Source organism: Pedobacter lusitanus, assembly GCF_040026395.1.
Lineage (GTDB): Bacteria > Bacteroidota > Bacteroidia > Sphingobacteriales > Sphingobacteriaceae > Pedobacter > Pedobacter lusitanus.
Window position 1 is genome coordinate 2,111,489 of the sequence record NZ_CP157278.1, and the last position, 20,523, is coordinate 2,132,011.

Genomic DNA, 20,523 nt, shown 5'->3' on the forward strand with positions numbered 1-20,523 from the left:
GAAAATCGCTTAAGGACTAAGCTACTCCCAGTAAATTTCTGCAACTCTATTATTAAGAATTACTGTTGAGCGTTTTACGCCAGATTCTTTTTGAATAACAAACTGATTGTCTTCCGGGAAAACAATAGTCTGACTAATCACTGTTCTTTCGTTTTCTTTATGAAAAACCACAGCTATTTTTGATTTGTATTTTTTAGCGGCAAATAATACTTTACTATCTTTTACCCTCATCTCTTCCACATTATTCCAGTCAGATTTAGTCAGATTAACCAGCTGCATCATCCTTTCGGCATCAGGTACACCACTGCCTAAATAATTATTACTATAGGGATACAGATTTCCGGATTTCTGTAATAACTGACTTATATCTGAACTGGTCAGGCGGGGATTTTTTTCCAGAAGACAGGCGACCAGTCCTGTGATAACCGGTGCTGAGAAAGATGTTCCGTTATTAGAATAACAAGAAATATCCGGTTTTATATAGCTTAAAAAAGGAGGTCCTATTCCACTGAAAATTGCCTTTTGACCATGTTTATCAGTTGATCCTACTGCTATTGCACCCGTTGCATCAGCAGGAGTTGAAATATATTTCCAGTTTCTGTTTCCTCCTTCATTTCCTGCCGCAATCACGATGATCATTCCCTTTTCTCTGACAGCTATACTTACAGCTTTTGCAATTGAACTGGTCACTCCATTCATATTTTCCGGCCTGTAGTTTTCAAGAGGATTGTCATATTCAGCAGAATACGCCAGTGAAGTATTGACTAATCTTACCCCCAGACTATCCATCCATTCTAAAGCTGAAACCAGATAGTCTTCCTCTTTTCGAAATTCCTTCCGGGAGTCATCTGTTCTGGCTAAATAAAATGAGGCATCAGTTGCTAAACCATATTTTTTTCGTTTGTCTTTGTCAGATCCGGCTATAAATTGCCAGACCAGCGTACCATGCGTATCATTAGGACCAGTTCCTCTGTCAAAAAAATTATCACGATCAGCAGGTTCTATGAAGTCCTTTGTTCCTAATACCCGTTTATCATTAAAAACAGCTTGTAAAGACGCGTTCTGTTTTGATTTCCAGAAGTGCCCGTCAATAACGCCGATCACTACGTTTTTACCCGTAAGATTTTCTTTTGCTATAGCCTTACTGTTGATCTGCTCCAATACAAAATTATCAGTCTCAGTTTCATTATCAGAAGAAGCAAGAACTGAATTGCTCTTAATTAACCTGATATCCTTAACAAAGCCTGTTTCTCTGAGTAACCGGATTTCATCCTGATTAAGGTAAGCTGAAACAGCATTCAGCCATTTAGATCTGCAAACTACTTTAATATGACTGGCTGACAGAAAATTCAAATAGTTACGATCAAGAGGCCGGTCTGAAGACTGATTTAACTCCAATCCCAGAAGGTTTCTGTTCCATATCGCTTGCTCAGAAACATTCACACCTGTTACCTTTCCAACTTCTTTATCCGAGAAAAAAATCCAGTATTTATCTTTAGCATACCCGCTCTGAAAAATCAGCAGAATGGCGGCAATCAGTAAAGTTCTTTTCATAGTTTCTGAAAAAAATAATTGTCAGGGATCAATTCTTTTTGAACATCTCTCCTAAAAATTTCGGGTCAGTACACAGATATAGCCAGCTCATATGCGTTGTTTCATATTCAAAATACTTGACTTTAGCATTTGCGAATCGCAAATTCTGAGCAACCAGTCTCATGTACTCCACAGGAATATCCGGATCATATTTTCCAGCTGAAATATAAAATGATGCGTTTTTCACTACTTTATATTGTTTTTCAGTCAGAGGAAAAAGGTAGGACATCACAATTGCATTATTAAAAAGCTTCGGATATCTTAATAATACATCCAGTACAGCATGTCCGCCTGTAGATACACCAGCTACATACATTTTTTTGTTATCTATGGAATATTCCTTTTTCAACTTATTGACCACCTCAATTGACATCTGAAGTGAAGGCTGAGGAGGAGAATTTATATTTCCTTCATTACCGGTCCATTCATCAGTCATCTTAACTAAATGCGGAACCAGTACGAAACAAGGATATTGATCAGCGATCTCCTCTTTAGTAAATGTTTGTACAAAATGTACCAGAGGATTATTATTAACGCCTCTTTCTCCTATCCCATGAAAGAATAAAACTAAAGGATATTTCTTCTTAGGATCATAATTACGGGGCTTTAGCAACTGGTAGTATAAAGTATCCTTTCCATTTTTTATATATACCTCTTTGAGGAAAAGCTTCGATACAGATTCCTGTATCTTTTTTGAATAAAAGCCATTTGGAACTACTAAATTCTGTAAAGCAATATCTCCCAGAACATTACCCCTGGATATTCCATTTTTGGTCTCTAAATTAATTTTATAGATTGCCGGTTTTCCACAGGCAGCAAAGTTGTCTAATACTTCAATTTTATTCTCCTTATTTGACATCTCCCCTTCCTTCATTAAAATTGCGGATTGATTGGAATACTGAAATTTAACAGTATCCTTAGTGAAAACATCCCCGTCATTTGTCATAATGTTCGGCATGGCAAAATCATCCGTAATAGCATCATTTATCCTGCAATTGGCAATCAATGCGTTATTCTTACTATATATAGCAATATTATTATTGTATATATTAGGGAATCTCACCCAGGCCTGTGTTCCATCAACATTACAATAAGGGCTATAACAATTTGCTGCATTATTTGATCTTACTCCAAAAACAATAACGTTATTGTGACTTACGTTTGCAAAATCAAGTCTGGCTCTGTTGACATCAATGTTCACAACCCCAAAATTCTCCCGTTCTACCTTACCGGCATGTATCGTTTTAAACGCTGTATTATCAGGAGTTCCTTTACCCGTAAATGAAGGTAAATATTGTGGAAATAAGAATTGGGTAGGCGGTTTATAATCCTCATTGATCCCATTTTTACTGGTTTCAGGATCTGCACCTCTAAGTATTACCCCACTAAATAACTCAACATCAGCGTTCAGATAATACTTTCCTTTAGGAAAAAACAAAACCCCGCCACCATTATCTGAAATATCTTTCATTGTTTTAGATAGAGTTAGAGAATCCACTCTCCCTTTTTCATCAATTAATCCTGGAATTTTAACCGCATTAACAGTGTTTTTCCATGGTAAGTTATCTGTCCAGTGATTTACAGAATTATACTTCGTGAAATAGGGATTATTAACGGGAATCTGAGCTATTGCTGCTGTCTTAATCAAAAACAGCAAGGCAACAGCTACAATTTGTTTCAAAATCTTAGCATTCATTTTGGTTTATTTAGGTTTTAAAGAATTCAATACCAGCCTGTGTTCATCGGTTTAATGGTATCATTCCTTGTGAGAAATTAATTCTGCTAAAGAGGATATACCGAAAAAGAGGAACCGGTAATCAGGATATAAGCCAGGAAGCTGTATATCAGATATATTTATCCATATATCTTTTCAACGTGCGATTCACAAATTTCGATAGAAATAGATTGTGAAATAGAGCTAAGCCGGACTACCAGCCTCATTTTCCCTTTTTTCTCAGTTAAAAATCCCTCAAATCCCATTAAAGGGCCTTTGACTATGACCACCCGCTCACCTTTACACAAGGATGATGATCCATATATCTCTACTTCCTGTTCGCAAATCAGGTCCTTTATAGCCCTGACCTGGTTCTCCGGAACTGAGCATGGAACTCCACCATGAGATAAAAATTTAATAACTCCGCGCTGGCTCAAAACTTTCCATCTTTCTTGCTGAGTTATTTTAACAAACAGATAATTGGGAAACAGGGGTACTTCGACGACTTTTTTTCTGTCACTCCACTGCCTGGTCACCTTTTGCAGTGGTAGAAAAGCATCAATATCAAGCTCTAGCAATCGTCCATAAATTTTTTTCTCGGTTTTAGGAGAAGTATAGGCAACCAGCCATTGATTTTGCATAAAAAGTAATTAATAATTTTTTAGAATGATTTAAAAGAGAAACTATGCTTAACGCAGGTAAATTGATTTACCTGCTAAAAACCAAAAAAATAATATCTTATTATATGTACCCGAACCGGCATCCTTCTTCCTCCTGGATATTTTTAGCACCCAAATCCCCCCTCCTGCCTTAATTCGCAGAACTACGTGATGATCTTATTTAACAGGCGAACTTATACTGAAGTATGCCCTAATCCGAAAAGTTATTTATTGTACGGCAAGCTACATTTTGCAGCTGCAAAGAATTTGTTTTTATCACATTATCCGTTGAAAGGATAATCGTATTCAGACAGTGAGATGTTAGTAAAATCATGGGTCTTTTAAAGAAATTTGAACGATACCTATGGGGCTAAGCCAATTTAAAATTTATGATAAAATGTGGTTTACGTAATGATTTTTTAAAAGGAATAGGAGCGGCTACAAAATAGCTTCGCTGTTTTAACTTACAGCAAGCAGTTAAATATGAGTTAAAAATTATGCGTTTGTATTACTTAAACCAAATCTAATAAAATTTATTTATAATATACACAGTGAAATTAAGGAAAACATATATATAATTTAATAAAAACGTATAAAAAGCGCATTGAAACGAATTTTAAAAGGTATAAATCTGATTATCAATTTATTAATCAACAACTGTTTAAAAAAAATCACTTCTATCCTTATTATATTGCCTGCTCAAAGCAGTGTGTTTTGAGCAGGCAACAACAATTTAGATTCAGTATAAATTTAAACATGCAACATTTAGCTGTGCCCGCTGTCTTTTTATCATCCCATTAAAACATTTACTATAAAAAATCGTACAATGGCTTTTAAGTTATACTTTCTATCTTTTTTTTTGATTACCGTTAATCCGCTTCTTGCACAGGATAAAACTTCCGGAATCCAAACAATTATCAGCAGGGAAATGCAGGAGCGGCGAATCCCCGGTCTTCAACTTGCAGTTGTACAGCATGGAAAAATAGTTTTCAGTAAATCCTATGGTATCGCCAATATTCAGGACAGTATTCCAGTGACGGGCAAAACAGTTTTCGCGATCAATTCCTGTACAAAAGTCTTCACCAGTGTAGCTATAATGCAATTAGCTGAAGCTGGAAAATTAAATTTATCAGCCCCGGTATCAGCTTATATAGATAGCCTCCCTGCAACATGGAAAGCTGTTACGATTAAACAATTGCTGACACATACTTCCGGCTTCCCGGATTTGCTTAAAGTTCTTGATCCTGATGTGGGGAGTGTTGGTACTTTAAAGCGTGAACAGGTTATCTGGGAAAAATTAAAGACTATACCAATGGAATTCAAGCCGGGTGAAAGATTCAGTTATAATCAAACCAATGCGTATTTATTAGGTAAAATCATTGATAAACTCTATGGTCAGCCTTTTGCCCGGATCTTTGCAGAAAATCAATTTCAACCTGTAGGTATGCAAAGTACTGTCTTTGGCGATTCCCGTGACATTATCCCTCATTTTGCACCTACCTACAGCTACAAACAATATATAGACGGGCAGAAACTGAATAAAGAAGTGCTAACCAATAATTATTACGAATTCCCCTATTTCCACAGAACCGCATCCGGCCTGAACAGTACTGCTGAGGATATGGCAAAATGGATCATCGCTCTGCAGAGTGGTGTATTTCTAAAATCAAAATCAACTCTTGATACGATGTGGTCACCTGCTACATTCAATAATGGCACCCCTACTCCCTGGGCTCTGGGCTGGGGCTTAACCAAATTTCGTCAACACCATAGAGCAATAGGTATGTCAGGTGGTGGCCGTTCAGCATTTCTGATTTATCCTGATGACGACCTCGCGATTATCGTGTTAACCAATCTTGCAGGTGGCTCTCCGGAAGATTTTCTGGAAGAACTGGCAGGTTGTTATAATCCGGAAATTCCAAATGCCGATCCGGTTACCTATCTGCGGATCACCTTAAGAAAGACAGGTTTTGAGCAGGCAATTGAAATTACAGATCGCGAAAAGAAACAAAATCCACTTTTCAATCCCAATGAGTTTGAGCTGAATGAGTGGGCTTATCGAATGATGTCCAAAAATCAGCTTAAGGAAGCTACTGAAATCTTCAAACTCAATGTACATCTTTATCCACAAAGCTGGAACACTTATGATAGTTATGGAGAAGCTTTGTTAAAAGGTGGCTTCAGAGCTGAAGCGATCAGCATGTACAAAAAATCAGTAGCACTTAATCCTGATAATGGACATGGTAAAAAAGTATTGGAGCAGCTTTCTGCTCCATAACAGCGATTCATATATTAATGCAACTATGTTTCATTAATACACCGTTTTTCCTTATTTTGCGCACATGATGAAATTTAAAATTCTCTGTTCGCTTACCCTGGCCATATATCTGTTTTTGCCATTGAAACTGAAGGCGCAATTCATAACCGGAAAAGATCCGATTCCGGAAAGTTCAACCAATAATTCAGGTAAAAGCCTGCAGGATGCCAGCCGGATTGGCCGTACTTCAGGTTCAAAAGCGCCCGAGTTTCAGGAGCTTTACGATTATGAAGTCAGTACAAAAAATCTGGTCAGTGCTACGTTCCCTTATCAGTCTTTATTACACAGGGCCTATGTAATCATGCTGACAGAACAGAAGATCATAGACCATAAAGAAGCTAAAAGTATACTCAACGGACTTGTCAAAGTAGACAAGCTCGCGCTTGAAAATCCGTCATTGCAGGTGTACCTGCCCTATGAGGCTCAATTAATCAAAGAAGTGGGCAGTGCAGGTGGAAAAATGCACATCGGCCGCAGTCGTAATGATCTGGATAATACGACTAACCGTATGTATTTACGCGATCAGCTAATTGAAGTGATTGATGCTGTTATCCGGCTGCGTAAAGCGATCCAGACTAAAGCTATGGACCATCTGCAAACTGTGATGGTCATCTACACGCATAGAAAAGAAGCACAGCCCGGCACACTTGCTCATTACTTAACGGCTATTGATGAAAGTCTGGCCAAAAGTTTAGAACGCTATATTCAGCTTTATGACCGTATCGATCAGTCTCCGCTTGGATCTGGTGCAAGTGGTGGTACCGGCTGGCCATTAGACCGGTATAGAGTAGCAGACCTGCTGGGTTTTAACAGACAGCTGGTTGTCAATACGATAGAAGGAGTTGCGGGCTGGGATCATATAGCCGAATTTGCTGCTGATAATGCAATCTTCATGAGTGATCTCAGCCGTCTGGCTTCAGAGTTGCAGCTGTGGAGTACCGATGAATATAATTCCGTAGAGATGGATAACTCTTATGCAGGTATCAGCAGTATGATGCCTCAAAAAAAGAATCCTGATGCACTGGAAAGAACCCGTAAGGCATCTGCGCTGACCATGGGTCAGCTTGTTGCTATACTAAGCTCAACAAACAGTATCGAATATCAGCATAGTGGCGTCAGGGTAATGCTGGAGCCGAAATCTCTGGATGCAGTTCTTGCTGCAACTCATACCATGACCGGTGTAGTCAGCACCTTGCATGTCAATAAGGAAACCATGCTCAAATATGCCAGAGAAAACTTCTCTACGATGACTGATCTTGCAGATTTACTGGTTAGAAGTAATCACCTTGACTTCAGAGATGCCCACGAAGTGATTGCATCAGTAGTGAATAATGCCTTAAAACAAAAGAAAACTGCAGATCAGATCACAGTTGAGATGATCCAGACCGCAGCGAAAGAACGTTTAGGACACGAGTTATCTGTTACTGCAAAGCAATTACAAACTGCATTGGACCCTGTTCAAAGCATAACACATAAAACAGGCCCGGGAATGCCCGCAATATCCTCTGTAACGCAAATGATTACTACCGGTCAAAAGGATGTTGCTGCCAGGTCTGTCTGGCTGGAGAAGCAAAAAACATATCTGAGTAGAAAAAATCAGGAGTTAATAGAATTGGCCGGGAGCTATAGCCAATAAGCAGATTAATTGTAAACATCTAAAGTGAAGTAAAATGTTGAGCCAACATTTTCTTCACTTTTTAGCCTAATTTCACTTTCATGATACCGCAGGATCTCAGCGACAAGATATAATCCAATACCAAAACCAGGAATAGTTTTTATACGATTGTTATTAACTCTGTAAAATCGTTCAAAGAGTCTTTTCTGGTCAGCAGGACTTATTCCAATCCCCTGGTCACTTACATATATTTTAACCTTCCCATTCTGTTTTTCATACCCAAAAGTAATTACGCCACCATCGGGGGAATATTTTATGGCATTGCCAATCAGATTCATTAATACGTGCCCTATTTTGTTCTTATCCCCGTTTACTGTAACCTGATCAAGACCAATCTGCCTTATAATATGTGTTGCAGTCTGGAATTTTGCATCTTCAGCTATTTCTGTCATTAAAGAATGTAATTCAAAACTCTCCTTTTGCACATGCATTTTCCCTTCTTCCAATCTCGCCAGGTTTAAAAAGTCCTGAATCATACCAACCATTTTTTTAATCTGATTTTCGGCTTTAATCAGGGAAATTGTAGTAAACTCATCTTTTCCTTTTTTTGAATGTGCAATTAATAATTGATGATAGCCCATCAGAGCGGTCAACGGTGTTTTTAACTCGTGACTAACCATTGCAACAAAGTCATTCCTCTTCTGTTCTTCGAGTTTTTTCTCCGTTATATCCCTGACTATCTTCGATAAGCCAATAATTCTCCCCTGATTATCTCTTACCGGAGAAATCGTTAGTGAAACATCGATCAGAGTACCATTTTTTGTCATTCTGATTGTTTCAAAATGACTCACCGTCTCCCCCCTGCTTAACCTGGAGAGAATCAGTGTTTCCTCATCCTTACGATCTTCAGGAATCAATTTTAAAATTGGCTGACCAATCATTTCATCCTCTCTGTAACCAAAAATTCTTTCTGCCGAATCATTCCAGCTGGTCACAATTCCGTGAAGTGTTTTACTAATCACAGTATCATTACTCGACTCAACAATAGCAGCTAATTTTGCACTTTTTTCTTCCGCAGATTTAATATCACTGATATCAGAAGCACTCCCGATAAACAGATTTATATGATCTTCAATTCTATAATGCTGTTTCCATTGTATCTTAACCCATCGCAGACAATTATCATTAAAACGGTAGATTCTGAAGACCACATCACAAGTTTCCGCATGACCGGATGCGTCTATATTGTTAATCACCTGAACAACAAGAGGCATATCTTCCGGATAAATCCGATTCATAAAAGATGGATAGGTTATTTTTTCATTAACCTGAATACCAAAAATGCCTTTGCATTCTTCTGACATAAACAGATTATAATCTTTTGGATTCCATTCCCAGATACCCAATCCGGTAGACTCAACTGCCAGTTTCAATCTGGTTCTGCTCTTTTCCAGTTCAAGCAAGACGTCAGTTTTTTTTTCCTGCTCTTCATTTATCGCAGTAATATCTCTGGTGAAGCATCTGGTATGTATAAATTCACCATTTTTACGGTATACGCTTGAACTGATCAGTACATGCTTAATATCTCCATTTTTGCAGATAAGCTGAGCCGGATAATTTTGAATTATATCGTTGTTTGTCAGTCGGTTTAAAATATCATCTATAACATTTTGACTGGTATGAAACCTGCTGATCGGGAAACCGATATATTCTTCACTGGAATAGCCAAGTAAATCCAGCTCAGCCTGATTGGCCCATAAAATTATGCCTGCAGAATTAACCCGGTGAAGAGGAACAGATGCATTTTCAAAAAAATCTGTAAGCTCTTGTATTTGGACTTTCAGCATTTCATTCTTATTGCCGGATTTAGCCCGTTTTTCATTTAATTCTTTCAACTCTGCCATGATTAATAATCTAATATATTGAATCAGCTAAAAAAAGACAGACATGATTATAGCACAAAATCAAAAACACACAGGTATATTGGTATTCGGCAGCACAGTTGTGACGGACATGTCCTTTTGGTTCCGGAAATGTTAACATTTAACTCAAGACATTGTTTAATAAATTAATTTTTAAAAAGACGACGGATAAAAAAGGTAATTCTGCCGTTCATCATTTAAAAGAGTTCAAAATAAAAGGCCCGGAAAATATCCGGGCCAAAAGACGAAAAAGAAAGTAATTTCATTAAAACCTAAGTGTAACATTTGCAGAAAGAGACCTTGGCATTTGCGGACTCAATACACCCTGTCCGGTAAAATATAATACATTACCAATGTTATCCCCCTTTAAACCAACACGGCAATGCCTGGTTTCGTAAAATAGGGTCGCATTTAATAAAGTATAGGCAGGGAAAGTAAACACGCCGGTAGTCAGTGAATTTCCGGTAAGATGTTTCCCTGCATAATTACCACCAAACCCGGCACCCAGACCTTTTAATTTTCCTGTAGGCTGCACATAGCTGGCCCAGAAATTAATTAAGTCTGCGGGGCCTGCCGAGGCCGGCCTTCTTCCTTCAAATTCACGGGAAGATTTAGTCAGTTTGCTATCATTATAGCTATAACCCGCAATCAGGTTAAAGCCGGCTACCGGATTGGCAATCAGCTCAAAGTCCATTCCTCTACTCCGCTGAGTACCATCCTGAACAGTAATACTGTATTCTACATTATCTCTTATCAGCGGCTGAATTCTGGTTACATCCTTAACCTTGATATCATAATAACTTGCCGTGAAACTTAAGCGGCTATCAAAAATATCCATTTTCACTCCACCTTCAAACTGATTAGCCTGTTGCGGTTTGAAAGTACCAGAAATATCACTAAGAGGCTGGGCGGCAGGCGGAACATTGCTGAATCCGTTCATATAGTTTGCAAACAACGATATTTTGTCTTTAACCACCTGATAAACCAGTCCGAATTTTGGAGATACGGCAGTCTGGCTATATTTTGTATTCTTCTGTTCAATATTAGTCGAAAGATCCATTGTTCCAAGACTCTGAAAACGATCTACACGTAAACTCAGCATGGCCAGTAATTCATCTGTCAGATTGATCGCATCAGAAGCATAAACACTGTAAACATTAGTGGAATTGTAATTTTTAATTGGTGCACCGGCTGGGCTTGAGCCTGTAAATGCAGCCATTCTGGCCTCTGCTTTCATTCTGGTGAGATTACCATATTTCGCTGACATCTGACCATTTATCGCACTTACGGTATCAAACTTTAAGATAGCCGAATAATTAACATAAGTGGTCTGGTTAAGATAATCCAGTCCGGCAACAATACGGTGGCGCATCCCGCCAATTTTAAGGTCAGCATTGAAGTTCTGCTGGATATCCGTTGTTACCCCTTCATAATTCTGAAATTGTACGTTACGCTCTATCAGATCATCACTCTTCGCACCGCGGATAAATTCATACTGATATATACCATCAGTTTTCCGGGTATTCCTGGAGAAACTTGTCTGGGAATTCCAATGTTCCGAAATTTTATAATTCAGCTGTCCGCGGAAATTAGAAGACGGTGCTTTCAGGGTAATATCGTTAGCAGTAAAAGAACGTCTCCAGTCATAATTTAATTCTGCAGGCGTAGTGGCAATATATTTCCTGGTGCGATGCAGGAATACTATTGAAGGATTAGTCCCTTCATAATCATAAAACTCTGCATTCATCACAAGTTCCAGTTTATCATTGAACCTGTAGGAAATAACAGGGGCAATAAATAACGACTTACGAAATCCGGCATCCTGAAAACTTCCACGTTTATGCTGTGCCACATTTAAACGGAACTTTAAACTTTTATCTTTGTTAACAGGTCCGTAAATATCGGCAGTAAGACGGTTCAGGTTATAATTTCCTGTTGTATATCCGATCTCCGCACCTATGGTATCCAGAGGCTTTTTGGTGATTACATTAATCAGTCCGCCAAAAGTAGTCAGTGAACCGCCAAACAGCGTACCTGAAGGTCCTTTGACAACCTCTATCTTTTCAATATTTGCAGGATCAATATCACCGTTGGTCTGCCCTGCAATTCCATCTATCATAGAAATCCGGGTAGGGAATCCGCGTAGGTTGTAGTAAACAGCACCATCTCCGCCCCTTCCGATACTACCCTGCATTTTCAATACTCCGGGTGTGTTTTTCAGCACATCGGTCACATCAGTAGTAATCTGTTCATTAAACAGTGCTTTGGTGATTGTGGTATATACCTGTGGGTTTTCCAGGTTGTTCAGCGGAAGTTTGGCAACAGTTTCACTCTTGCGTATAACGAACTTATTTTTTTTCCTGCCATTGATTTCCACCTCATTGAGTTCCTGACTATTTTCATCCAGCATGAAATTTAAGGAAACGTTTTTTGATGAGGCTACAGTAGCTTGTTTTCGCTGCACGCTCAGCCCTACATAACTTGCACCAACAGTGTAAGTTCCTTCTTCGATTTCTTTAAGCGAATAATTACCCAGTGCATCTGCCTGTGTACTCCTTACACCAGCGATCCCCACGGTAACATAGGCCGCCGGTTTTCCGTCTCTGGTAGTTACCTTTCCTGATATACTACTTTTTGCCGCAGCAGTTTGAATGGTGATCTGCTCACCTGCTGCGCTCAGCCCTTTGAGCTGTTTTCCCAGTAGGGATGCAAGAATCTCTTTTACCGGTTTATCTGAAAAATTAAAACTAACCTTTCGCTGTACATTTAACTGAGTACTGCTGTAGGAAAAAGAAACGGCTGCCTTAGCGGCAATAGCATCCAGCGCTTCACTGATCGTAATATGAGTTGCCTGAACAGATATAAGTTTATTTAATGGAGAGCGCTGTTGGGCCAGCGTAAGAAAGGGAAACCAGAGTGAACAAAAAAATAAAAGGATAATCGCAATTTTTTTCTTTTGGGTACAGGCTTTGTACATACTTTTGTTTGTTGTTTAAATTAATGATGAATTGATTTGCAATAGCCCGGGATGAAGTTTGCAGACAGAAACCGGGTTTTTTATTTATCTACTTATCGTGAAAGTTTCATTTTGCTGATGATATTGTGATTTGATAGCGAAACAGATACTTTGCAGCACCTCATGTATATTCGGGTTGTTAAAACTGCCCGTATAGCGTTCCTGTTCCAGATTTTTATCCTTTATAACTAATTTGATATTATACCAGCGCTCAAGTATGAGCCTGATCTGTTCCAGATTAAGATCTTCCAGAACAAGCCGGTTTTCTTTCCAGTCCATATATTTTTTGCTGTTCTGTACAGTACTTTGCTTAAGACCGGGATTATCCCCTGCATTAAAAATTCCCTTTTGGCTGGCCGTAAGAATCAGCTCCCCACTATATTTAGCTCCGGAAAAACTCACCCTGCCTTCTTCAACCACCAGCTCGCTTTTATCTTCTTCAGGGTAATCTCTGAGGTCGAATCTGGTCCCCAGAACTTCCGTCCTGGTACGCGGTGAATTAATAATAAAGCGTTTATTCGGATTTTTTGCGACCCTGAAATAAGCTTCTCCGGTAAAGCTTATACTACGCTTGTCTCCGGCAAATTGCGTTGGGAAACTCAGGCTACTTTCTGAATTAAGCCATACTTGTGTCCCATCCGAAAGCATAGCATATTTTTTCTCCCCTTTTCTGGCTTTGATAGTCTGATAACTGAGTGCAGGAAGAGTTTTTCTATCTGACGATAAAAAGCGGTAAGACAAACCCAGAAACATCACAACAGCAATGCAGGCGACAGCTTGCCAAAACAAACGCAGAGAGCGGGTATTTTTCTTTTCTGCCGGAGCAGATATGGATTCTTCATTTAGCCCCAGTCCATATCGCATGGAAATTTTTTCCCAGCTCTGTTGCTGATAATTTATCTTATCGAAATCTTCAGGATAACTGACTTCAGCATCTTCAGACTCAAGCCAGCTCTCCACAGCCTTTGTTTCTGCTGCTGTGCATTGTCCAAGATGATATCGCCTGATGATTTCTCCGGTAATTTCCATTGCTTATAAACGGCACATAAGGTGTCGTTAATGATAAGATGTATAACTCCATTTTTTTCCTAGGCGGAAATCGAATTAAATGCGATAAAAAACATAAATAATTGACTATCAAATATTTTATTTACCTAAACAATCAGGATTTAACTGAAGTCAGATGCGTTCTCAGAAAAGACTTTGCTTTATAAAGATGGTACTCTACAGTTTTTTCAGATATTTCGAGCATTCCTGCAATAGTGTTATTGTTTAACCCTTCGTTCTGGCTTAACCTGTATATCCCCTGACAACGGCAGGAAAGCTGCCGGATCAGCAAGTCAAGTTTCTCGCGGAGGTCATTATACATTACCGTTTCTTCTGTACAGTTTTGTAACTGACAATAATCCTGAAAAGAGCTTTCCAGTAACTGTTTCTGACGCACACAGGTACGGAGGTAATCAAAGGCTTCCAGTTTAGCCGCCTTAAACAGATAGGCCTTTACATTTTTATGAAAGATTATTTTTTCTCTTTGTTCCCATAGAGATGCAAAAAGCTCCTGGCTAAGTTCAGCTGAGATTTCCTCATCCTTCGTGTAATGGTAAATGATGCCAAATACACTCTTCCAGTGGATATTATAGATATGCTCAAAATCATGCTTATCCATAATCTGGTAAGCAATATTTTCCCCGGAATCAGAATCGATATTTTTGAACACGCACAAAGAAATTTGCCAAATCTACAACATTACATGGAATGATTCTAAATAAAAGATGAATAATATTAAAAACCAAACCTGCAATGATATGTTTCTAGCTTTTAATGAAATTATCAATGAATTATGATAAGCAATTACAAACCAGACAGATTGCTTCTTTTGTCTTAAATACGACTTATAAGGACATAGGAAAAGCTAATATTGAACAATTAAAGCGGCATTTTCTGGACGCTATTGGCTCATTAGTTCATGCTTCAGTAAAGCCAACTATAAAAAAGCTGATCCGGCAAATACAGGCTATGGATGAACAGGGTAATTGCTACGTACCCTTAACTAAAAATTTAGCTTACGATCGTGCTGCCCAGCTATATACTGCACTTATACGCTATCCGGATTTTATGGATAATTTCATGGCAAAAGAAGCTACATGTCATCCAAGTGATAATATTGGTGCATTGCTTGCTGCCGCCCAGTATAAAAAGTGTTCAGGTCAGGAGTTTCTGACTGTCATGGCAATAGCTTATCAGATTGAATGCAGGCTGGTAAAAGAAATCCCTGTAATGAAAGAAGGAATAGACCATACTTTAATGCTGGCATACTCTGCCACGGCGGCCTCAGCTAAATTAATTGGTCTCGACAAAGGAGCAGATCGCTCATGCACTTGGAATCATTGGAAGCTCTGTTAGTCCTATGGTAACCAGCAGAGCATCTTATACCTACGAATGGAAAGGCATGGCCTCTTCTATGGATGTCATGGAGTGCTTGGGTACCGTATTTCTGGCAAAAGAAGGAATGACCGGCCCTATCGCAATTTTTGAGGGTCCCAAAGGTTTCAAAGAAGTCTTTGGACTTAAACTCGATTATGACTGGGCTAAGGAAAATTTTGAGCTGATCAGCAAATGTGTTCTTAAAGCTTATAATGCAGAGGTTCATTCACAACCTTCACTGGAAGCAATTACAGAATTTAAACAACAACATCATATAAATGCAACAGAAGTAGATCAAATCGAGATTACTACCTTTTTAACCGCTTATCATATTATAGGCTCAGGTGCTTATGGAAACAGACAGATAGTTGAAACGAAAGAGCAGGCAGATCATAGCCTTTTTTATCTGGCAGCTGTTGCACTAATCGATGGAGAGGTCTATCCTGACCAGTTAGAACCCGAGCGGATCAACCGTAAAGACGTACAGGAACTGCTTCAAAAAGTATCCGTAAAAACCGGTTTCCCTATTCACCAGCCAATCAGCATTGCTGGATTGCTGGATCCTATACACAAGCCTATCCGGATAAAGTAAAAGCAAAGGTAGAGATCAGTTTGAAAAACGGATCTGTTTTAACTTGCGAAAAAGAAGATTATCATGGATTTTTCACCAGGCCATTTAACTGGGAAGATACAATTATAAAATTTCTCAGGCTCTCATCAGGGGTTATTGGCAGAGAGGTACAGGAAGAAATCATTAACCATGTAAAAGTATTGGAAGAACTGGAAGATATGAAGCATTTTGCAGAAATTCTGTCAAAGAAAATCAGATAAAAAAATTCTGAACAAAAAATACTGCTGGTCGTTAATAACAGATGAAAAATTAAAAAAACAGCGTATGAAAAAGTTATTAATCATTCTTGTATTGTCTGCGATCAGTATCGGGACATTCGCACAACTACCTGTAAAGAAAGACACGACCAGGAAAGAAAAAACAAAAAACACCAAAAAATGGCCTAAAAAAGGAAGGGCTGATACTATAAAAAGAGACACTATAAGAAGGGATACCATGAGACGGGATACTATGCACCACTATTAAGTTTGGAATATCACTACGAGCTCAACTCTGGTTAACGGGTTGAGCTTTTTATTATGAATCATCATCAGTTAAAATATTCTTAGTCTCTGCTACTACCTCCTGTTGTGCTACTTCAATATTAACCGCAGTAATTAACACGTTCAGCTGTTGCTGAACGGTATCCCGGTTACCTGCAACCGAATGATAAAATTCATCACAGTATACATGCGGTTTATTGAGTAAAATTTTCCAAAAAGCCTTCATTGCGGCTTTAAAATTTGTTATCATTTCCATCTTTTGCTGCTGCTATGTTATAAGTCAAAACCACAAAAATTTCTCTTCGCGGTTTTGACGGTAATTCAATTCTGCTATTAAATTCAATCATGGATTAAAAATTCTGGTCTTTTTAATCATGTCCCTGAGTCTTTACAATCTTATTGTATACGCCAAATAACAGAAAAGGCGCTACCCACTGCCCGACAAACAGAGAAGTATGTTTTTTTCCAATACATTTTAAAGCCAGAGAAACACCCATTACGGTTACTGCCGTCCATAAATAAATATCTGAAGGAAATTTTGCTGTTTGTTCCTCAATTGCACCGGCTACTTTACCTTCGCTATGTTCCGGATTATTTAAATTTGCCATAAATCTGAATTATAAATTAAACACTGATTATTAATAGGTACTCCATTGTACAATTCCATCCGGTATTGCGTTTTCAATTTCATTACTCCTGATTTCACTCAATTCCTGATCTGCTTCCCGGACAGACTCTTCTGTTCTGCTGGTACCTTCAGGATCCAGATCCGTTAAACCTTCTGTTTCCTTAACCCGTTCAAGCGGATCTTCTATATACTGCCACTCCTCTCCGAGTTTGGAACTTATCCCCTGATTCCACGGCCCTCTCACTGATTCTCCCTTGGACAGATTATAGTAAGTATTACTGTGACAAGGATCACTTTGCAGTATTCCCGGAGGAAAGTTTGGCTGGATAGTTTCCAGTGCAGCTTCAAACATTTGAAAATGTGCCACCTCTCTTGTCATCAAAAACCTGAGCGTATCCTTGACATAAGGATCATCAGTATATTTCATCAGATATTCATATACAATTTTTGCCCTGCTCTCTGCAGCCATATTCGATCTCATGTCTACTGTAGGATCTCCGTTCGCATTAACATAGGCCGCAGTCCAGGGAATCCCGTTAGAATCTGTTAAAGCTGGTCCACCTCCGGTAAGGTCGTAAAAATGAGGATTGACCATAGCCTCATGGATATAAGTCTCTTTAGATGCTTTTCCATCCAGTAAGGTAGATAACTCATCTTCATCCGAAGCTTGCTTCAGTTCGCTGCTTACACCCTTTAATAACATTTGGATCGTAGCACCAACAATTTCCAAATGACTGAATTCTTCTGTTGCAATATCCATCAGCATATCATACTTATCCGGATATGGCTGCTTACAACTGAATGCCTGCGTAAAATATTGCATGGCAGCTTTCAACTCACCATTTCCCCCTCCAAATTGTTCCAGCAGGAGTCTTGCAAATCTGGGATCCGGGGCAGATACCCTTGCATTATACTGCAGTTCTTTAGCGTGATAAAACATAGTTTAAAAATTAAATGGTTTAAAATTCTATTATCACTTTTATAAGCCCCGAAAAACAAGAAAGTTTTTAAGATAAAAAAAACACGTATTAATTCGCGTACCCGTATTTTACTCCTCCTCACCTATTGTTAAAATAACAAAACCATCACGCCGGCTCTTTGTTCGAGCAATAATGTTAAAAACCGTTATCATCATTGTCATTATGTTCTTTCTCCATACTCTGTTTTATGGAACATGTGCTGCTGAGCCATACTTAAATAAACAGTATCCTATGCAGATGCAGACAGCTGATACAAGCACCAATATCCCCGATACTCTTCTTTTTAAAATACAGCAGGCGCAGGCAGCCATAGCAGCAGTGGATAGTAAATCACAGGATATAGAACTGATTAACCGGATAAAGATGGGATTAAGCACGATTAAGACACATCTTTCTCCTATCCGGGCCGAAGTTTATACACCAGAAAAAGCAATTGATCCGCAAACACTTTTAAGCTATAAACTCATCGTTAAAGATGCCAGGCGCAATGCAGATAACTGGGTGAATGCATTAGCCACTTCCAGCAAAGCGCTCCAAAATAAAGCGCAGCAGATTCTTGTATTGAGCCGCGATTCCTCATTACGGATCAGTAAAAGTGACAGCAGCTCTAAAAAGTTTTATAACACCCAGCTTAGTAGTCTCAGGCTGAAACTCCTGGCGGCCGGAAAATCAAATAACAGACAATTGGATTCTGTAAGCCGGCTGCTTGCAACACTTTCAGCATTCCGTTCTGCAACAGCAGAACTTCAGGTCCGGATCGATAACCGGATAAGAAGCGCCAGCCAAACTGTATTTCATAAAGAATCTGCCTATTTATGGGCTTCTCCCAAAGATCAGAGTTTCAATTTTCTGCAACTTTTAAAATCATCCTATGAAGGACAGGATAAAGCATTCAAATACTTTTTCAATATTACCTGGGACAACAGATTATTGTTAATCATTATAGTTTGTATATTCTTTTTTTGGATCTATTCAAACTTTAAAAAAGCATCAAAACCAGAAAACAGACGAAATATAGGCGAATTACAGTTTATCCATATCAAAGCTTTCCCTGTCATCCCATCATTAATTATATTATTTACACTTGCTCCGCTATTTGAACCAAATGCGTCTTCGATTTATATACAGCTTACACAGCTGCTACTGCTCACCGTACTGACTTATCATTTTAATAAGCAGATCAGCTCTCACCAGTTTAATTACTGGCTCCTGATTTTAGTATTGTATATACTTATAATTGTCAGTATTGTCTTATTACATGATGGTATCTGGATCAGATTATGGTTAATACTGTTAAATGCAGCTGCCATCTATATCGGATTACAGATATACATGAAATTAAAAGATTTACAAATTGCCGGACGGCTGATCAGGCCAGTTTATCTTATTTACTTATTTCTAAATCTGTGTGCGGTCATACTCAATATATTTGGCCGGATCAGTCTGGCAGGAACGTGCACAATTACAGCTATCATTGGTCTGACCCAGTTAATTAGTCTGGCATTATTTGTACAGATTGTTTCAGAAGCTATCTGGTTACAGATTAAAGTAAGTGCATGCACCGGAGGAATCTTCTCCAGAATAAATGTGCAGAACACAAAAACTTTTTTTAAAAGAATTTTGACAGCGCTTTGTATACTGCTCTGGCTGCTGGATTTTCTAATTAATTTAAATATATCAGAAAATGTCTTTTCTCTGCTGCACAAAATACTTGAAAAACCCAGATCTTTTGGAAGCATACACTTTACACTAAGCAATGTTTTCTTTTTCACTATAATCATCTATCTCTCCAACCTTATTCAGAAATACATCGGGATATTATTTGGCGGAGAAAAAGTTACGTTTAGTAATGAAACCAGACGTAAGGATTCCAAATTATCACTGATCCGCCTGGCTGTTATATTAGCAGGAGTGATGCTCGCTATAACTGCTTCAGGAATTCCGGCAGATAAATTAACTGTAGTACTTGGCGCATTAGGTGTTGGTATAGGTTTAGGCATGCAAAACATTGTAAATAATTTTGTATCCGGCATTATTCTCATGTTTGAGAAGCCATTTCAGATAGGCGACTATATTGAACTGGCAGATAAAAAAGGAAAAATCAGGGACATTGGTATCAGGTCAAGTAAAATGCTTACCCAGCAAGGCTCTGAAGTGATCATTCCAAATGGAGATTTACTTTCCGGCCGGCTGGTAAACTGGACCCTGAGCAATAATTATTTAAAAACCGAAGTCCTGATAAAAGTGCATATAGATTCAGATTTGTCTTTAGTGAACAATATCATAAATCAGGAGGTTTCTCGTTTACCGGAAATTATTAAAAACCAGGAACCAGAGATATTAATTAACTCAATCAGTACAGACAGTATAGAAATAAAACTGCTGGTCTGGATCACGAGTATTTATAAGGAACCCACCTTTAAAAGCCAACTACTTAAACAGTTACTACTAAAATTCAGGATAGAAGAGATTAAAATGATGTAGCTAAGTTACCTTCCGCAGTAAACACAAAGTATTATTATGTACTTTAATTGAATTAAAA

Annotated in this window: 17 protein-coding genes; 7 read left to right on the forward strand and 10 right to left on the reverse strand. The window is 38.5% G+C overall.

Annotated features, from left to right (window positions below; genetic code table 11):
* Window positions 1–21: 21 nt before the first annotated feature.
* The 3 genes from PL_RS08710 to PL_RS08720 all read right to left on the reverse strand — a co-directional run bounded on the left by PL_RS08710 (window position 22) and on the right by PL_RS08720 (window position 3,948).
* Complete coding sequence (locus PL_RS08710; RefSeq protein ID WP_041877877.1) at window positions 22–1,554, reverse strand: S8 family serine peptidase; 1,533 nt, start codon at window positions 1,552–1,554, stop codon at window positions 22–24.
* A 28-nt stretch (window positions 1,555–1,582) separates the two neighbouring features.
* On the reverse strand, window positions 1,583–3,289 hold the full coding sequence (locus PL_RS08715) for an alpha/beta hydrolase-fold protein (protein ID WP_041877879.1): 1,707 nt from the start codon (window positions 3,287–3,289) through the stop codon (window positions 1,583–1,585).
* Between the two features lie 158 nt (window positions 3,290–3,447).
* The gene (locus PL_RS08720) at window positions 3,448–3,948 is read right to left on the reverse strand and encodes a UpxY family transcription antiterminator (RefSeq protein WP_041877880.1); all 501 of its coding nucleotides are present in this window, start codon (window positions 3,946–3,948) and stop codon (window positions 3,448–3,450) included.
* Between the two features lie 844 nt (window positions 3,949–4,792).
* Here PL_RS08720 and PL_RS08725 point away from each other — a divergent pair.
* Entirely contained in the window at window positions 4,793–6,244 is a 1,452-nt protein-coding gene (locus tag PL_RS08725) for a serine hydrolase (RefSeq protein WP_348621467.1), read from the forward strand.
* 64 nt (window positions 6,245–6,308) lie between these two features.
* Window positions 6,309–7,919, forward strand: a complete 1,611-nt coding sequence (gene argH / locus PL_RS08730) for an argininosuccinate lyase (RefSeq protein WP_082035780.1) — start codon at window positions 6,309–6,311, stop codon at window positions 7,917–7,919.
* Window positions 7,920–7,924: 5 nt separating this feature from the next.
* Here argH and PL_RS08735 read toward each other — a convergent pair whose 3' ends face one another.
* The 4 genes from PL_RS08735 to PL_RS08750 all read right to left on the reverse strand — a co-directional run bounded on the left by PL_RS08735 (window position 7,925) and on the right by PL_RS08750 (window position 14,553).
* Complete coding sequence (locus PL_RS08735) at window positions 7,925–9,802, reverse strand: PAS domain S-box protein (RefSeq protein WP_052495998.1); 1,878 nt, start codon at window positions 9,800–9,802, stop codon at window positions 7,925–7,927.
* 283 nt (window positions 9,803–10,085) lie between these two features.
* Window positions 10,086–12,797, reverse strand: coding sequence for a TonB-dependent receptor (locus PL_RS08740; protein ID WP_041877887.1), 2,712 nt, complete (start codon window positions 12,795–12,797; stop codon window positions 10,086–10,088).
* Window positions 12,798–12,881: 84 nt separating this feature from the next.
* Window positions 12,882–13,865, reverse strand: a complete 984-nt coding sequence (locus tag PL_RS08745; protein WP_041877890.1) for a FecR family protein — start codon at window positions 13,863–13,865, stop codon at window positions 12,882–12,884.
* Window positions 13,866–13,998: 133 nt separating this feature from the next.
* Window positions 13,999–14,553, reverse strand: coding sequence for a sigma-70 family RNA polymerase sigma factor (locus tag PL_RS08750; protein ID WP_052495999.1), 555 nt, complete (start codon window positions 14,551–14,553; stop codon window positions 13,999–14,001).
* 104 nt (window positions 14,554–14,657) lie between these two features.
* On the opposite strand from PL_RS08750, the gene PL_RS08755 reads away from it, so the two are divergent.
* The 4 genes from PL_RS08755 (at window position 14,658) to PL_RS08770 (ending at window position 16,356) form a co-directional block, all read left to right on the forward strand.
* Window positions 14,658–15,239 (forward strand): MmgE/PrpD family protein, encoded by a 582-nt coding sequence (locus PL_RS08755; RefSeq protein ID WP_082035781.1) that lies wholly within the window; start codon window positions 14,658–14,660, stop codon window positions 15,237–15,239.
* Window positions 15,181–15,852 (forward strand): MmgE/PrpD family protein, encoded by a 672-nt coding sequence (locus PL_RS08760; RefSeq protein WP_082035782.1) that lies wholly within the window; start codon window positions 15,181–15,183, stop codon window positions 15,850–15,852. Before PL_RS08755 ends, PL_RS08760 begins: the two co-directional genes overlap by 59 nt.
* 20 nt (window positions 15,853–15,872) lie before the next feature.
* Entirely contained in the window at window positions 15,873–16,091 is a 219-nt protein-coding gene (locus PL_RS08765; RefSeq protein WP_041877892.1) for a hypothetical protein, read from the forward strand.
* Between the two features lie 64 nt (window positions 16,092–16,155).
* The gene (locus tag PL_RS08770) at window positions 16,156–16,356 is read left to right on the forward strand and encodes a hypothetical protein (protein WP_152620248.1); all 201 of its coding nucleotides are present in this window, start codon (window positions 16,156–16,158) and stop codon (window positions 16,354–16,356) included.
* A 51-nt stretch (window positions 16,357–16,407) separates the two neighbouring features.
* Here the strand turns inward: PL_RS08770 and PL_RS08775 are convergent, their stop codons facing one another.
* From PL_RS08775 to PL_RS08785, 3 genes are all read right to left on the reverse strand, one after another.
* On the reverse strand, window positions 16,408–16,629 hold the full coding sequence (locus PL_RS08775; RefSeq protein ID WP_152620249.1) for a hypothetical protein: 222 nt from the start codon (window positions 16,627–16,629) through the stop codon (window positions 16,408–16,410).
* A gap of 112 nt (window positions 16,630–16,741) precedes the next feature.
* Window positions 16,742–16,981, reverse strand: coding sequence for a hypothetical protein (locus tag PL_RS08780; RefSeq protein ID WP_041877898.1), 240 nt, complete (start codon window positions 16,979–16,981; stop codon window positions 16,742–16,744).
* Window positions 16,982–17,011: 30 nt separating this feature from the next.
* A complete protein-coding gene (locus PL_RS08785; RefSeq protein ID WP_041877899.1) occupies window positions 17,012–17,941 on the reverse strand; it encodes a manganese catalase family protein in 930 nt (309 codons plus the stop codon).
* Window positions 17,942–18,212: 271 nt separating this feature from the next.
* Here PL_RS08785 and PL_RS08790 point away from each other — a divergent pair, with 271 nt between their 5' ends.
* The gene (locus PL_RS08790; RefSeq protein ID WP_160292052.1) at window positions 18,213–20,465 is read left to right on the forward strand and encodes a mechanosensitive ion channel family protein; all 2,253 of its coding nucleotides are present in this window, start codon (window positions 18,213–18,215) and stop codon (window positions 20,463–20,465) included.
* The last annotated feature ends 58 nt before the right edge of the window (window positions 20,466–20,523 follow it).